Below are 15047 nucleotides of genomic sequence, written 5' to 3'. Positions count from 1 at the left end.
CTTCGGGGAGCCGATGAGGGGGGAACACGAAGGGGTCCGGCCTCGGCCGGACCCCTTTCGCCATCGGTCTCGGATCAACTGGTGCGGTCACCGGGCACCGCGCTGCCGGTGTACCGACCAGCCGACGCCGCGCTCTGTCATCCGTGGAGTTGCCTACCCCTACCGCCGGGTCCGGGGTTCGGGGGTCCCGTCACAGCGCCGCCACCTCCGCCGCCGTCGGGTACGACTGCTGCGCCCCTGGACGGGTGACGGCCGTTGCGCCGACCCGCACGGCGAAGCGCACCGCCTCGGTCAACTCGTCCCCGGCCCCCCACCGCCAGGCCAGCGCACCGGTGAAGGCGTCGCCCGCGCCAGTGGTGTCCACCGCCCGCACCCGGGGGCTGGGGATGCGCACGGCGGTGCCGTCACCGGTCGCGGCCAGGGCACCCGCCGCACCGAGCGTCACCACCACCGAGCGCGGCCCGCGGGCCAGCAGCGCCTTGGCCCAGGCCTCCGGGGTGCCCTCGGCCGCCGCGGGGGCGTCACGCAGCAGGTACCTCGCCTCGTGCTCGTTGACCACCAGCAGATCGCAGGCGGCCAGCACCTCGACCGGCAGCGGAGCGGGCGGGGACGGGTTGAGTACCACCTTGGCCCCGGCCCGCCCGGCCGTGGTGACTGCCTCCGCGACGGTCTCCAGCGGGATTTCCAACTGGAGCGACACCACCTTCGCGGCGGCCATCAGCTCTCCGGCCGCGCGCACGTCGTCGGGCGTGAGGCGGGCATTGGCGCCAGGGGAGACCACGATGCTGTTGTCGCCCGACGGATCCACCGTGATCAGCGCTACACCGGTGGGCGCCGCGCCGATCAGCACACCCCGGGTGTCCACCCCACAGGCGCGCTGGGTGTCCAGCAGCAGACGGCCGTGGGCGTCGTCACCGACCCGTGCGAGCAGGCCCGTGGCGGCGCCGAGCCGGGCCGCGGCGACGGCCTGGTTGGCGCCCTTGCCGCCTGGGTGGGTGGCCAGGTCGGAGCCGAGTACGGTCTCCCCGGCCGCCGGTCGTCGCTCCACGGCGACCACCAGATCGGCGTTCGCCGACCCGACGACCAGCAGATCGTAGCCGTGCATCCTCGCGCTCCTCACGTTGTCCACAGGCGCCCGCGCCGGTTGTCCACAGGGCGGCCGGGGTGTCAGCGGCCGACGGTAACGTCGTATCAGTTCGTAGCCGCGAAGGGAGGGCGGGGCGATGGGGGCTGGACAGAATGCCGCCGCAGGAGGGTTCCGGCTGACCGTCCTCGAGGGCGTGCTGGAGCGGATCACATACGCGAACGAGGAGAACGGCTACACCGTCGCCCGCGTCGACACCGGCCGTGGCTCGGGTGACCTGCTGACCGTCGTCGGGGCGCTGCTGGGCGCGCAGCCGGGCGAGTCGCTGCGGATGGAGGGCCGCTGGGGTTCCCATCCGCAGTACGGCAAGCAGTTCACCGTGGAGAACTACACCACCGTGCTGCCCGCCACGATCCAGGGCATCCGCCGGTATCTCGGCTCGGGGCTGATCAAGGGCGTCGGCCCGCGGATCGCCGACCGTATCGTGGAGCACTTCGGCACCGACACCCTGGATGTGATCGAGCGCGAGCCCAAGCGTCTGATCGAGGTTCCCGGGCTAGGTCCGAAGCGCACTAAGAAGATCGCCGCCGCGTGGGAGGAGCAGAAGGCGATCAAGGAGGTGATGGTCTTCCTCCAGGGCGTCGGCGTATCCACCTCCATCGCGGTGCGCATCTACAAGCAGTACGGCGACGCCTCGATCTCCGTGGTCAAGAACCAGCCGTACCGGTTGGCGGCCGATGTGTGGGGCATCGGCTTCCTCACCGCCGACAAGATCGCCCAGGCGGTGGGCATACCGCACGACAGCCCGGACCGCGCCAAGGCCGGGTTGCAGTACGCCTTGTCCCAGGCCACCGACAACGGCAACTGCTTCCTGCCCGAGGAACGGCTGATCGCCGACGCGGTGAAGCTGCTCCAGGTGGACAGCGGCCTGGTCATCGACTGCCTGGCGGAGTTGGTCGCGGAGGAGGGCGTGGTCCGCGAGCGGGTGCCGGATCCGGAGGGTGGAGACCCGATCCGCGCGGTGTATCTGGTGCCGTTCCACCGTGCCGAGATCTCGCTCGCCGGTCAGTTGCTGCGGCTGCTGCGCGGCCCGGAGGACCGGATGCCCGCGTTCCGCGAGGTGGCCTGGGACAAGGCGCTGGCCTGGCTCAGGGACCGCACTGGCGCCGATCTGGCCCCCGAGCAGGAGCAGGCGGTACGGCTGGCGCTCACCGAGAAGGTGGCGGTGCTGACCGGCGGTCCAGGCTGCGGCAAGTCCTTCACGGTGAAGTCGGTGGTCACCCTCGCCCGCGCCAAGCAGGCCAAGGTGGTGCTCGCCGCCCCCACCGGCCGCGCCGCCAAGCGGCTCGCCGAGCTGACCGGCGCCGAGGCGTCCACGGTGCACCGCCTGCTGGAGCTCAAACCCGGCGGCGACGCGGCCTATGACCGGGACCGTCCGCTGGACGCCGACCTGGTGGTGGTCGACGAGGCCTCCATGCTGGACCTGATCCTGGCGAACAAGCTGGTCAAGGCGGTGCCACCGGGCGCTCATCTGCTGTTCGTGGGCGATGTGGACCAGTTGCCGAGCGTCGGCGCGGGCGAGGTGCTGCGGGACCTGCTGGCGGACGGCAGCCCGATCCCCGCGGTGCGGCTGACCCGGATCTTCCGGCAGGCCCAGCAGTCCGGTGTGGTCTCCAACGCACACCGGATCAACTCCGGCATACCGCCGGTCACCCAGGGCCTCACGGACTTCTTCTTGTTCGCCGAGGACGACACCGAGGAGGCCGGTCGGCTCACCGTGGACGTGGCGGCCCGGCGCATCCCGGCGAAGTTCGGTCTCGATCCGCGCCGTGACGTCCAGGTGCTCGCCCCGATGCACCGCGGACCGGCGGGCGCCGGAGCGCTCAACGGCCTGCTCCAGCAGGCGATCACCCCGGCCCGCCCCGATCTGCCGGAGCGCCGGTTCGGCGGCCGGGTCTTCCGCGTGGGCGACAAAGTCACCCAGATTCGAAACAACTACGAGAAAGGCGCGAACGGCGTCTTCAACGGCACGGTCGGCGTGGTGACCGCCCTCAACAACGAGGAGCAGCGGCTGATGGTGCGCACCGACGAGGACGAGGAGGTGAGCTACGACTTCGACGAGTTGGACGAGTTGGCGCACGCCTATGCCGTGACCATCCACCGCTCACAGGGCAGTGAGTACCCGGCTGTGGTGATCCCTGTCACCACGGGTGCGTGGATGATGTTGCAGCGCAATCTGCTCTATACAGCGGTGACCAGGGCAAAACGCCTCGTGGTGCTGGTGGGGTCGCGAAGGGCGATAGCGCAGGCGGTGCGTGCCGTTTCCGCGGGCCGCCGCTGTACGGCCCTTGACCACCGGCTGATGGGCGCTTTTCCCGGGGCCTGAGCGGGCGGCAGGACACCTTTGCGTCACGGAGCGATCCTGGGTGTTGAAGGGGGTCCAGCAGGAGGAATATAGGCACTGCGTGCCACATTTTGGCCTCTGACTGACCCCGGGTGCACGTATGTCTGGCAAATGGGGGAAGGTAGTAGCAGTCAGGGCACCTCGAAGAAGAGGCACAACGTCGGTGAGGGATGACGTGAGCGACAACTCTGTAGTACTGCGGTACGGGGACGGCGAGTACAGCTACCCGGTGGTCGAGAGCACCGTTGGCGACAAGGGCTTCGACATCGGCAAGCTGCGTGCCCAGACCGGGCTGGTCACCCTGGACAGCGGTTACGGGAACACCGCGGCTTACAAGTCCGCGATTACGTTCCTCGACGGTGAGCAGGGGATCCTGCGCTACCGCGGCTACCCCATCGAGCAGATCGCCGAGCGTGGCACGTTCCTGGAGACCGCCTACCTGCTGATCAACGGTGAGCTGCCGACCGTTGACCAGCTCAGCTCCTTCAAGGGCGACATCACCCAGCACACCCTGCTGCACGAGGACGTCAAACGGTTCTACGACGGCTTCCCGCGGGACGCGCATCCGATGGCGATGCTCTCCTCCGTGGTGAGCGCGCTGTCCACGTTCTACCAGGACAGCCACAATCCGTTCGATGAGAAGCAGCGCAACCTGTCCACGATCCGGCTGCTCGCCAAGCTGCCGACGATCGCGGCCTACGCCTACAAGAAGTCGGTCGGCCAGCCCTTCGTCTACCCGCGTAACGACCTTGGCTATGTCGAGAACTTCCTGCGGATGACCTTCGCCGTTCCGGCGCAGGAGTACGACCTGGACCCGGTCGTGGTCAACGCCCTGGACAAGCTGTTGATCCTGCACGCGGACCACGAGCAGAACTGCTCGACCTCCACGGTCCGCCTGGTCGGCTCCTCGCAGGCGAACATGTTCGCCTCGATCTCCGCGGGCATCAACGCGCTGTGGGGTCCGCTGCACGGCGGTGCCAACCAGTCGGTGCTGGAGATGCTGGAGAGCATCCAGGCCAGCGGCGGTGACGTCGACGGCTTCATCCGCAAGGTGAAGAACAAGGAGGACGGCGTCAAGCTGATGGGCTTCGGCCACCGGGTCTACAAGAACTTCGACCCGCGGGCGAGGATCATCAAGGCGGCGGCGCACGACGTGCTGTCCGCCCTCGGCAAGTCCGACGAGCTGCTGGACATCGCCCTCAAGCTCGAGGAACACGCTCTCAGCGACGACTACTTCGTCAGCCGCAAGCTGTACCCGAACGTGGACTTCTACACCGGTCTGATCTACCGGGCGATGGGCTTCCCGACCGAGATGTTCACCGTTCTCTTCGCGCTCGGCCGCCTCCCCGGCTGGATCGCTCAGTGGCAGGAGATGATCAAGGAGCCGGGCTCCCGCATCGGCCGCCCCCGCCAGATCTACACCGGCGTCGAAATCCGCGACTACATCCCGGTCGAGGAGCGCTAGTCCGCTTCCGCGGCGCAGTTGGCTCCTGCGCACCCCCTCCGACGAGGACGCCCCGCGGCACCCCCGTCCCCGGGGCCCATCGCCCGCAACGGCACGCATCGGCCGCCCCGTTTCCAGCGGGGTGAGCGAGCAGCGCCCGCAGGCGAGCGAAACCACAAACAAGGCAGCGCCCCGCGCCGGATCCCCCCACGGGTCCGGCGCGGGGCGCCCTGGATCCCGGAATCGGATCCCCCCACGGGTCCGTACCGGGCGTTCGGATGGGCATCATGCTTCCGTGCGCCATGCCGGGACGAAACAGTCCGGGAGGGCCGCTCAAGCTCTCCGGGCTTCGCCCCGGCCACGCGGGCCTGCCGTCCCCCAAGACGGCCGACCCCACACCGTCACCGAGTCCGCCGGGAGCCCGGTGATCGATCGGTTAGACCAACGACCCCCCTCCATGGTTACGTTGCCTTGAGTGTGATCTAGGTCTCCCTTGATCGCTGCCGTAGTGCAGGGCAAATAGGCACGGGCTACGCCAGATGCACGAGGCTCGTCGACACCGCCCCCTGCGCCCAACCGAGATTGACCATCGCGTAGCGTTAAACGCCCAGTCAGCAGCGGGTGTTGGGGCGGGCGAACGAAATGGTGCGGAACGAGACGGACGGTACGGCGGGCATGGCGCCAAGGACCGTTGTGGTCACCGGCGGTGGCACGGGCATCGGGCGTGCGGTGGCCGCCCGGTTCGCCGCGGCCGGCGACGACGTGGTGATCGTCGGACGGCGCCGTGAGGTGCTGCGCTCCGCCGCGGACGAACTCTCCGCCGAGCACGGCCGCAAGGTCACCCCGGTCATCTGCGACCTGGCTGATCCGGACGATGTGGAGGCGGCGCTGGGCCGGCTCCCTGAGCGCATCGACGTACTGGTCAACAACGCGGGTAGCCGGGAGGCCGCCGCGGGTGCCGGTCCGCACGCGGTACTGGCCCGCTGGCGCGGTGACTTCGAGCGCAACGTGCTGACCGCCGTACTGCTCACCGAGTCGGTGCGCGACCGGCTCACCCCGGAACGCGGCCGGGTGATCACGGTGACCTCGCTGGCCGCGCTGCGCGGTGGCGGCTCGTACGGCGCCTCGAAGGCCGCGCTGCACGCCTGGAACCACTCGTTGGCCGCCCAACTCGGCCCGCAGGGCGTGACGTGCAACATCGTGGCGCCGGGGACGGTCGCCGGGACCGAGTTCTTCGGCGCTCGGCTCAATGACGCGGAGCTGACCCGGCGGGCCGGGCGCACCCTGGTCGGCCGGGTCGGTCGGCCGAGCGATGTGGCCGCCGCAGTGGTGTTCCTCGCCTCACCCGACGCCGGGTTCATCACCGGCGAGATCCTGCAGTGCAACGGGGGCGAGCTGCTCGGGCGTTGACACCGCGGCCAGCGGCGCGAGGGGTCCGGGCCCGGAACCGGTGCGTGGTTCTGGGCCAGAACCTGCGCGTACCGGTCAGGCGCGGCCGGTGAGTTCGTATCCCGCCTCGTCAACGGCGGCGCGTACCGCGTCGTCGTCCAGCGGGGCGGTGGCGGTCACCGAGACCCTTCCAGCCTTGGCGTCGGCCTCGACGGTGGTGACCCCGGGCAGCGTGGACAGCTCTTCCTTGATCGCCTTCTCGCAGTGGCCGCAGCTCATGCCGGAAACCGCGTAGACGACGGTGGCGGTGTCGGAGTTGGTGGCGGTCATGGGTGTCCTCCGGGTGTGCGTGTCCGGTGTCGCCGGGGAGGCGGACGCCGCCTCCGTACGGTGAACCCTATACCCCCCACGGGTATTCCCAGGATTTTGGGGCGCCGGTGTGTCACCGGCGGTGCGGAGTGCGCCAACGCGCCGGAGTCCCCCTCAGGGCGGACGTTCGACAGCCGCTCCTACACCGTACAGAGCAGGTGCCGTCGTACTGGCGGATGGATTCCGCTGTGGACCCGTCGGATTCGCCGGAACGCGATTGCCCGGCCGGTACGCCACCTGGCACCGTCGTCATGGAACTGGCTGCATCCCGGGGTGGGGCTGTTCGAGGAGCCGGGCCGGACCCGGAATGAGGGACGGCGGCATGAGCGCTTCATCGGTCGTGGCGGCACTGGACTCGCTGGACTTCACGTCTGCGCCCTCGCAGCACCTGGCGGGCAACACGCCGTGGGGCTATGTGCTGTTGGCGCTGACCACCGCCCCGCCGCTGGTGCCGAACTCCGCCCTGCTGGTGACCGGTGGCATCCTCGCGGCCGACGGGCGGCTGAACATCTCCCTCGTCCTGCTGGTGGTCGCCGGTTCAGCGCTCGCCGGGGACCTGGTCATCCACCGCACCGGCCGGGCGGTCAGCGACCGGGTACGGGCACGGCTCCATCGGCGCCGCAGCCGCGGGCAGTTGCTGGAATGGGCGGTGGGCCGGATACAGCGGTACGGGATCCCGTTCGTCATCGGCTGCCGCTTCCTGCCGAGCGGCCGGGTGACCGGCGGACTGGCGGCCGGGATCGTGCGGTACCCGGCGCGCCGCTTCCTGATCGGCGCGTCGCTCGCGGAGGCGCTGTGGGCCACGTACTCGGTGGGCATCGGATATGTCGGCGGCCAGGCCACCGGGAACTCGCTGTACGCGATGGGGCTTGGCCTCGGGGTTTCGCTGGCCGTGGCGATATTGGGCGGCCTGGTGCAGTTCGCCGCCCGCCGCCACGCCCGGTCGGCGCCGGGCGCGGAGCCGCCCACCGCCCCCGACGGCCCCCAGCCCGCTCGCGCCCCGGCCTTGGAGGAAACGGCGCCAGACGTCGCCAGCGGATGACCAATCGGCCAACCGGACGCGGCTGTTCAGGCCGTGGGTGCTTCCGCGCCACCCATTCGCCCCGAGATCGTCCGTAGCGCTTCGGCCAGGTCAGAGGCTGAAGGGGCGCTGTCCGGATCGATCATCCACTGCACCATCACCCCGTTCAGCAGTGCGTAGTAGAACGAGCCGACGGTACGCGACTGCTGCTCGTCGAGCGTGCTCTGGTCAACTCCCAGGAACAGCGCCGCCATTGCCGAACGCGCCTGCCGCAGCCCCTCGACGAGGAACGCCCGCACCTCGGGCAGCCGGTCGACCTGGGTGAAGCTCTCGAAACTGGCGGCCCAAACCGGACGTTGCTCGTCGAGCGAGGCGATCATTCGGGTCCAGACCGCGACGAAACGTTCGAGCGGTGTGGCGTCGAGGTCGATTTCGGACGCCAGCGCGGTGCGCAGTTCCTCGCCCCACTCCTCGACCGTCCGCATCAGCGCCGCGTTCAGCAGCGCCTCCTTGGAGCCGTAGTGATAGCCGATGGAGGCCAGGTTGGTGCCCGAAGCCGCCACGATGTCGCGGGCCGTGGTGCGCGCGTAGCCCTTCTCCCGTAGGCAGCGCTTGGCACCCTCCAGCAGATCCTCGCGATGTCCCATGGCTCGATCGTAGCCCTGATTCTTACAGTCGTCCTATACAAACGTCTAGGACGCTCGTATAGTAGTTGTCGGGGCACAACACGGCGGCGGCGCCAGAGCCCTGACGCCGCCGTGCCATGTGGTCCTGCGCCACGATCACCAGTCCCGTTTCCCGCGTGACCGGTTGCCCGGTCGTCTGGAGGTCCACAGTCGAATGGTGTCCGCGTACCAGAAGGGCTTACCGCCCTCCACGACATCCGGTGGCGGCAGCAGGCCGTGCTTGCGGTACGAGCGCACGGTGTCGGTACGCACCCGGATATGCGCGGCGATGTCCGCGTACGACCACAGCGTTAGGTCCGGCATCTCTGACACCTCCACAGGGGGAGAGCCACAACGGATAGTGGCTGCTGTGCAGCCACTGTGTGCCTGGGCAACGGCGCCACCCGTTGCCGGACAGGCCCTGTGGGACATCTGTGACGGAGAATCGGCCTAATAGTGACAATCGTGCCGAGAGCGAGAAATGCCGTCAGATCGCTCGCGGTTGCTGCCACCAGTGCCGGCCGGTCGGTAGCTCGGCTGCCTGCGGTGCGCTCAGGTGCAGTACCTCGTAGTGCATCTCACCGTCCTGCCGCTCGACGGAGTGCTCCCAGAGTGTGAAGCGGATCAACTCCCAATGCCGGGGATCGATGGCGAGCGCCGAGGAGTGCACCCCGGGGGCGGACGCATGCGCCCGCAGTGCGTCGAGTTCACGAGCTACGAAGGAGGTGGGGTCGACGCCAGACGGTACGGGCCGGGTGTGGCGCGTGGCAGCGCGCGGGGCGCTGGCGAAGGCGGGGCCGCGCTCATAGCCGACGCCCGTCCAGTGCTCCACGGGCGGGCGCCCGAAGTCCTCGACGATGCCGTGGAATCCGCAGCCGCCCCAAAGGAACCTGTTCATGCCGTCGACCGAGTGCCACAGGTAGAACGGCGCGTACTGGTTCACCGGCGAGCCGCTTGCCCGCTCGCGGATCAGGTAGGCCTTCAACCCCAGGCCCGCAAAGGCGTCGAGGGCCGCACCCCGGGTCCTGACGCGGTGCCTGATGATGCCCATGTCGTAGTCGGCGGGCAGCGTGATCTGGTACTGCATGGCGTACATGGCGGTGTCAATCCCCTTCGGTGGCCGGGCGGTTGGCTGGTGTCAGGAGCGCCAGTACGCCGGTTACGGCGTGCTCGAACGGTTCCGGCGAGTCGGCGGCGCGGGCCAGTACGTAACCGCCCTGCAGCGTGGCGGCGATGGCGGCCGCGGTGGCCAACGGGTCCAGGTGCCCGCCGAGTTCGCCATGGGACTGGCCCTCCGCGATGACGTCGGCGAGGCGCTGTCGCAGCCAGCTGAACAACTCCTCCAGCGGCGCGCGCAGTTCGGGGCTGGCGATGATGTCCGGGTCCATCGTCAGGCGCCCGATCGGGCAGCCGCGCAACACATCGCGGTCCCGGCGCAGGTACGCGGTGATCCGCTCCAGGGCGGTACCGGGCGCGGACAGCAGGGCGTCGGCCGTCGTCCGCATCTGCTCGGCGGATCGTCGCACGGCGGCCAGCGCGAGGTCGGCCTTGCCGCTGAAGTGGTGGTACATGCTGCCCTGGCCCGCCCCGGAGCGTTGCAGGATCGCCTTCGGGCTGGTCCCCACGTAGCCGCGCTCCCAGAGCAGCTCACGGGTACTTTCGATCAGACGGTCAGCCGTGTCCATGCGCTCAGTGTACGTACTAGTAGTTACAATGCCAACATGGCCGCCGGATCCTGGGTGTCGGGACGCCTACGGGGTTACGGCGCCAGGAACGGGGTCGACGGCCTCCACGGCGCGCACCAAGGGGGCCAACTCCGGTTCCTGGGCCGCCTCGTCGAGGGCCTCGCGCAGGGCGGCGTCGTTGGTCGGACGGGCGGCGTCGAGCAGGGCCCGTCCGGCCTCGGTGACCTCGGTGTAGATGCCGCGCCGATCGTCGGCGCACAGATAGCGGGTGAGCAGGCCCTGGTCCTCCAGCTTGTTCACCACGCGTGTGGTGGCGCTCTGGCTGAGCACCACGGCCTTCGCCAACTGCTGCATCCGCATGTGGTGGCCCTGCTGGCGGCTGAGCACCCGGAGCACGGAGTACTCGGTCACACCGAGGCCGTGCGCGGCCTGCAGGGCGCGCTCGACGCGGCCCGCGATACGGGAGTGCAGAGCGGCCAGCGCACACCAGCCCTGGGCCAGCGCCTCTGCCGACTCCGACTGGTCCGTCCGGGACATCGCGTGCCCTCCTCGCAGCAAACGTCCCGCCCAGTGTAATTCTGCCCATCGCAGGCTAGCGGCCCCTGCAAGCACTGGAAGGGGAGGCGCCCCGGTCCATGGGTTCTCCCGCGCCCCACGGCTCCGGTGCCGCCTCCCCTTCGGCCACCACAATGGCTCCCGCCGCATGGCCGCGTATTGGAAAAATCCGCACTGCCCGGTAAGCCCACCGCCTCCACCCCGGTTGGCGCCCGTGCGCTCCTCGCTGCGCCTCGCGCGCTCCTGGACGCGCCCCCGCCCGACGGCGGGAACGCGTCACGGATTCATATGGGAATGCGCCGTCAACTGGTTTCCCGCAGCCCCCCGCAGGCCCGGCCGACACCCCCAACCACCAGGCAGAACAGGGGGACTTCGATCGGTAGCCCCAGGCACTATCCGGGTGGTAGGTCCAAAGGTAGGGGTACCCCCTAGATCACCCGTTCTGCTAGACATGGAGCCGGGCCGAGGAGTTCATGTCGAAGTGCCGGACCGGCAACGGCGCCCTCGCAGCAGCATGCGCGTAGGCACTCCGCAGGGACGATCCCGTTCGGCCGCACGTCGGGGAACCATAGGAAAGAGTTTCGGTGCAGTGGGTGAACTCCAGGACACCAGCCGTTGGATACGCCGTTTCCACCCTGCCGAGGAAAGCGGAGTACGTCTCGTCTGCCTGCCGCACGCCGGTGGGTCGGCGCCTTTCTACTTCCCGATGTCCCGTGCGCTCTCTCCTGCGGTAGACGTCCTTTCACTGCAGTACCCGGGTCGCCAGGACCGCCGCCAGGACCGTGCCATCGAGAACATCGATGAATACGCCGACGCGATCACGGCCGAACTCAAGCCGTGGTTGGACCGGCCGACGGCCCTGTTCGGCCACAGCATGGGGGCCGTTCTCGCCTTCGAGGTGACCCGGCGTCTGGAGCGCGATCTCGACTTCGTTCCGCTCGTCGTTTTCGCCTCCGGTCGGCGGGCCCCGTCCCGATACCGCGACGAAAAGGTGCACCTGCGCGACGACGACGGCATCGTCGAAGAAATGCGGGTGTTGAGCGGTACCAACCCGGAGATCCTCGGCAACGAGGAGATCCTGCGAATGGTGCTGCCCGCGATCCGTAGCGACTACACGGCAATCGAGAAGTACCGGGCCGCGCCCGGCGCCACGGTACGGGCTCCGATCACCGTGCTGACCGGCGACGACGACCCGCGGACCAGCCTGGAGGAGGCGCAGGCCTGGCGCGAGCACACCAGCGGTGCGTTCGACATCCATGCTTTTCCGGGCGGCCACTTCTTCTTGGCCAACCATCAGCAGCAGATCGTCAAGATCGTGTCCGCGGCGCTCACCAACCGAAGTGCCGCACTCTCCTAGCACAACTCGCAGGAGTATGCGGAGACCTGGCTGACCACCGGTCTCCCGAACCGTTTCGGATCCATGGTGCGCCCACCACCCCACGGGCCGCCAGGACCCGATCCGGAAAGACCTGACGATCTGTTCCCGGCCTTCCAGGGCCTGCGAACCCGTAATGGTTCCGATTTACACGCATTGCCGAGACATTAACTCGGGTGCGTCCCGGCGCAATGCGAATCGGGGGAAATTGTGTCACTGTCCGCGAAGTTGGTAGAGCGCGAGAGCCACATGGCCGCGCTGCATGAGCTGCTGCAGAGCGCGATGAAGGGCCGGGGCCGTGTGGCCCTGGTCAGCGGTGCGGTAGCCAGTGGAAAAACGGAACTGCTGGAAAGCTTTACCGAGCAGGCGATCGAGGAATCCGCCCTACTCCTCGACGCCACCGGCTCGCGGGCCGAACGCCCGCTGCCGTTCGGCATACTGAGAAAGATTTTCGACCACCCCTCGATATCGCCGCAGGTGCGATCCGACACTATACGGCTGTTGGACGAGGCGTCCCATGAGGCGGCGCCGCACGCCCGGATGCGCGCCATGCCCTTCGCCTCCTGGGCGCTGCTGCAACTCGCGAGGGAGCGGACCGTCGTCATCGCCATCGACGATGTGCACTACGCCGACGACCACTCCCTGCAGTTCCTGCTCTACCTGGCCCGACGGGTGCGCCAGGCACGGATACTGATCGTGCTGACCGAGGCCACCAGGCTGCGCCAGGAGCAACTGGCCTTCCACGCCGAGTTGCTGCGCCAGCCGCACTGCACCCGGGTCCAGGTGGGCATGCTGTCCCCCAAGGGCACCGCCACCGTGCTGGCCGGCCACTTCGCACCGTCCACCGCGTCCCGACTCGCCGCCGAGTGCCACCACATCACCGGCGGCAACCCGCTGCTGCTGCGCGCCCTGCTGGAGGACTGCCAGGGCGCCGAGCGCGGCGAGCCGTTCGGGCGCGTCGCACCCGCAGAAACGTTCTCACAGGCGGTGCGCGACTGCCTGCACCGCGGCGAGCCCGAGATGTTGACCGTGGCCCGAGGCGTGGCCGTACTGGGCGACGCCAGCTCAACCACCCTGCTCAGCCGGGTGCTTGAGATCCACGCCGAGTCGGCGGAACAGGGCGTCCAGGACCTGTGCCGCTGCGCCGTACTGGACGGCGCCACCTTCCGCGACGCCACGGCGCGCGCCGCCGTACTGGCCGCGACCCCCGCCGCCACCCTGTCCGCCCTGCACCTGCGCGCCGCTCAGCTGCTGCACAAGGACGGCGCCAGCGCCCCCGACGTGGCCCGCCACCTGCTCGCCGCACAGCAGGACGTCGAGCCGGACATGGTGCCGGTGCTCCAGGAGGCGGCCGAGTACGCCCTCGTCGACGACGACACCGAGTTCGCGCTGCGCTGCCTCGAACTCGCCCACGGAGCCTGCCGGATCGGCGCAACCCGCGCCGAGATCAAGGCCAAGCTGGTCAGCGTGGTCTGGCGCGACTGCCCGGCCGCCGCCGAGAAGCACCTTCCGCAACTCACCGCCGAACTGGAACCGGGACGGCTGCCGCGCCGCTATCTGGCGATGTCCATGTCGTACCTGGCGTGGTCCGGGCGGCTGGACGACGCGGTCGATTCGATCCGCGAACTGCAGTCCCGTACCGAACTGTCGCGCACCGAGCAGGAGCCGGGCTGTGACGAGGCGGCACTGGAGGCCGCCCGCCGCTGGCTGGCCATGGTCAGCCCGCCGCTGCAGTCCGTCTTCCCGGACTCCGGGATCAGCCGGTCGACGGCACAGGGCGGGGCCTGTGGCACCGTGGGCGACGCCCATACCCAGGCGGCTTCCGCCATCGCCGCGTCGCTCGCCGACGGTCGCGGCGAGAGCGCCGTTGCCGAGGCCCAGCGGGTGCTCCAGCGCTACCGGCTCAGCGACAGCACCCTGCAACCACTGGTCTTCGCCCTGCTGGCACTGCTGTACGCGGACCGTGCCGACCTGGCGCTGGCCTGGTGCGAGCGGCTGCTGGGCGAGTGCTCGGCCCGCCGCGCGCCCGCGTGGCACGGCCTGCTGTCCGCGGTGCGCGCCGAGATCGCGCTGCGCCAGGGCGACCTGCCCGCCGCCGCCCACCACGCCCGCTCCGCGATGTCGCTGATCTCACTGCAGAGTTGGGGCGTGCTCATCGCGTTGCCGCTGAGCACCCTGATCCAGGCCGAGACGGCGATGGGGCGGCACGACGAGGCGATGGCGCTGCTTGAACAGCCGGTGCCCGCCGCCCTGTTCCGCACCCTGCCGGGTCTGCACTACCTACGGGCCAGGGGCCGCAGCCACCTCGCCACCGGCCGCTACCACGCCGCCTTGGAGGACTTCCTGGCCTGCGGTCGGCTGATGGAGGAGTGGGGCGTCGACGCCGCCGAGCTGGTGCCATGGCGGATCGACGCCGCCGAGGCCTGGCTCGCCCTGGACGAGGCCGGGCAGGCCAGGACGCTGGCCGAACGGCAGCCGCTGCGCGGGGGTACGGGTACCAACCGCGCCCGCGGCGCGCAACTGCTGGTACTGGCCCGCACCGCGGACCTCAAGCGCCGTCTGTACCTGCTCAAGGAGGCGGTCGAGACGCTGGAGAGCGGTGACGACCGCCTCCAACTGGCGGCCGCGTTGGGCGAACTGGGCAACGGATACCGTGCGCTGGGCGAGTTCAACCGGGCGCGGCTGCTGGTGCGCAAGGCGTGGCACGTGGCCAAGGCGTGCGGGGCGGAGCCGTTGTGCCAGCAGTTGATGCCGGGGGACGCCGACGGCGAGGTCACCGTCGCCGGTCAGACGGATGTCTCACGTGAGGCGGAGGCGCTCACCGAGGCCGAGTCGCGGGTCGCGGTACTGGCCGCGCACGGGCACACCAACCGGGAGATCGCCACCAAGCTGTATGTGACGGTGAGCACCGTGGAGCAGCATCTCACCCGGATCTACCGCAAGTTGAAGGTCAAGCGCCGCCGCGACCTGCCGTCGAAGCTGGCCGAGAGCAGCCTGGCGGGCATCGCCTAGCGGCGAGGCCCGCGTGGCGGGTGGCTTCGGGGTGTGGGGGCCCG

At 69.6% G+C, this 15047-nt stretch carries 13 protein-coding genes; 6 read left to right on the top strand and 7 right to left on the bottom strand.

The features are described from left to right. Positions 1 to 190: 190 nt before the first annotated feature. A complete protein-coding gene (rbsK, locus tag NON19_RS21760; RefSeq protein WP_255930478.1) occupies positions 191 to 1105 on the bottom strand; it encodes a ribokinase in 915 nt (304 codons plus the stop codon). Between the two features lie 118 nt (positions 1106 to 1223). Here rbsK and recD2 point away from each other — a divergent pair, with 118 nt between their 5' ends. From recD2 to NON19_RS21745, 3 genes are all read left to right on the top strand, one after another. Beyond that, positions 1224 to 3470 (top strand): SF1B family DNA helicase RecD2, encoded by a 2247-nt coding sequence (recD2, locus tag NON19_RS21755; RefSeq protein WP_255930477.1) that lies wholly within the window; start codon positions 1224 to 1226, stop codon positions 3468 to 3470. A 193-nt stretch (positions 3471 to 3663) separates the two neighbouring features. Next, positions 3664 to 4953, top strand: a complete 1290-nt coding sequence (locus NON19_RS21750) for a citrate synthase (protein WP_255930476.1) — start codon at positions 3664 to 3666, stop codon at positions 4951 to 4953. Positions 4954 to 5574: 621 nt separating this feature from the next. Next, on the top strand, positions 5575 to 6342 hold the full coding sequence (locus NON19_RS21745; protein WP_255930475.1) for an SDR family NAD(P)-dependent oxidoreductase: 768 nt from the start codon (positions 5575 to 5577) through the stop codon (positions 6340 to 6342). A gap of 75 nt (positions 6343 to 6417) precedes the next feature. On the opposite strand, the gene NON19_RS21740 is transcribed toward NON19_RS21745, so the two are convergent. Continuing rightward, on the bottom strand, positions 6418 to 6651 hold the full coding sequence (locus tag NON19_RS21740) for a heavy-metal-associated domain-containing protein (protein WP_255930474.1): 234 nt from the start codon (positions 6649 to 6651) through the stop codon (positions 6418 to 6420). A gap of 361 nt (positions 6652 to 7012) precedes the next feature. On the opposite strand from NON19_RS21740, the gene NON19_RS21735 reads away from it, so the two are divergent. Further along, on the top strand, positions 7013 to 7732 hold the full coding sequence (locus tag NON19_RS21735; protein ID WP_255930473.1) for a DedA family protein: 720 nt from the start codon (positions 7013 to 7015) through the stop codon (positions 7730 to 7732). Positions 7733 to 7758: 26 nt separating this feature from the next. On the opposite strand, the gene NON19_RS21730 is transcribed toward NON19_RS21735, so the two are convergent. From NON19_RS21730 to NON19_RS21710, 5 genes are all read right to left on the bottom strand, one after another. Next, entirely contained in the window at positions 7759 to 8358 is a 600-nt protein-coding gene (locus NON19_RS21730) for a TetR/AcrR family transcriptional regulator (protein ID WP_255930472.1), read from the bottom strand. A gap of 135 nt (positions 8359 to 8493) precedes the next feature. Continuing rightward, complete coding sequence (locus NON19_RS21725) at positions 8494 to 8700, bottom strand: MarR family transcriptional regulator (protein ID WP_255930471.1); 207 nt, start codon at positions 8698 to 8700, stop codon at positions 8494 to 8496. Between the two features lie 163 nt (positions 8701 to 8863). Next, positions 8864 to 9472 carry a DUF4865 family protein gene (locus tag NON19_RS21720; RefSeq protein WP_255930470.1) on the bottom strand — a complete coding sequence of 203 codons (609 nt, stop codon included), beginning with the start codon at positions 9470 to 9472 and terminating at the stop codon, positions 8864 to 8866. Between the two features lie 7 nt (positions 9473 to 9479). Then, positions 9480 to 10061, bottom strand: a complete 582-nt coding sequence (locus NON19_RS21715) for a TetR/AcrR family transcriptional regulator (protein ID WP_255930468.1) — start codon at positions 10059 to 10061, stop codon at positions 9480 to 9482. Between the two features lie 66 nt (positions 10062 to 10127). After that, the gene (locus NON19_RS21710) at positions 10128 to 10598 is read right to left on the bottom strand and encodes a MarR family winged helix-turn-helix transcriptional regulator (protein WP_255930466.1); all 471 of its coding nucleotides are present in this window, start codon (positions 10596 to 10598) and stop codon (positions 10128 to 10130) included. Positions 10599 to 11097: 499 nt separating this feature from the next. On the opposite strand from NON19_RS21710, the gene NON19_RS21705 reads away from it, so the two are divergent. Then, positions 11098 to 11973 (top strand): thioesterase II family protein, encoded by an 876-nt coding sequence (locus NON19_RS21705; RefSeq protein WP_372514224.1) that lies wholly within the window; start codon positions 11098 to 11100, stop codon positions 11971 to 11973. A gap of 246 nt (positions 11974 to 12219) precedes the next feature. Continuing rightward, on the top strand, positions 12220 to 15003 hold the full coding sequence (locus NON19_RS21700; protein ID WP_255930465.1) for a helix-turn-helix transcriptional regulator: 2784 nt from the start codon (positions 12220 to 12222) through the stop codon (positions 15001 to 15003). Positions 15004 to 15047: the final 44 nt, after the last annotated feature.

The organism is Streptantibioticus rubrisoli (assembly GCF_024436055.1).
Taxonomy (GTDB): domain Bacteria; phylum Actinomycetota; class Actinomycetes; order Streptomycetales; family Streptomycetaceae; genus Streptantibioticus_A; species Streptantibioticus_A rubrisoli.
The sequence above is the reverse complement of the archived record's forward strand: the minus strand, read 5'-3'. Positions and strand labels throughout refer to the sequence as shown.